The 762-nt window shown below is 62.9% G+C and carries 1 pseudogene; it reads left to right on the top strand.

Annotated features, from left to right (window positions below):
• Positions 1-134: 134 nt before the first annotated feature.
• A pseudogene (locus tag BGI01S_RS29760) lies at positions 135-762 on the top strand (hemagglutinin); the annotation flags it as partial.

Raw genomic sequence — 762 nt, 5'->3', positions numbered from 1 at the left:
CCACCGGCCTGAGCACGACCAACAGCAACGTCACAAGCCTGTCGAGCTCAACGTCGACGGGACTCAGCACGGCACAGAGCGGTGTGAACTCGCTGTCGACTGGCCTGAGCACGACCAACAGCAGCGTCGCCAGCTTGTCGACTTCCACCTCGACGGGCCTGAGCACGGCACAGAGCGGCGTCAGCTCGCTGTCCACGGGCGTGAGTTCTCTTTCGACGGGTCTGGCCAACGCAGTCCAGTATGACAATCCTGAGCACACCAGCGTGACACTCGGTGGCGCGAGTGCGACGGCACCCGTGACGCTGACGAACGTGGCCGACGGTGTGAATCCGACCGACGCGGTGAACTTCGGTCAGTTGACGTCGCTGTCGACGTCGACGTCGACTGGACTTGGTTCGTTGTCGACGGGCGTTAGCTCCCTGTCGACCGGCCTGAGCACGACTAACAGCAATGTCACGAGCCTGTCGAGTTCTACCTCGACTGGGCTCAGCACCGCGCAGAGCGGTGTGAACTCGCTGTCGACGGGTCTGAGCACGACCAACAGCAATGTCACGAGCCTGTCGAGTTCTACCTCGACTGGGCTCAGCACCGCGCAGAGCGGCGTGAACTCGCTGTCGACGGGCCTGAGCACGACCAACAGCAACGTCACGAGCCTGTCGACCTCAACCTCGACGGGCCTCAGCACCGCACAAAGTGGTGTGAACTCGCTGTCGACCGGCTTGAGCACGACCAACAGCAACGTCACGAGCCTGTCGACCTCCA

This window comes from Paraburkholderia ginsengisoli NBRC 100965 (genome assembly GCF_000739735.1).
GTDB classification, from domain to species: domain Bacteria; phylum Pseudomonadota; class Gammaproteobacteria; order Burkholderiales; family Burkholderiaceae; genus Paraburkholderia; species Paraburkholderia ginsengisoli.
Note: the sequence above shows the minus strand (reverse complement) of the source record. Positions and strands in the feature narration are given on the sequence as shown.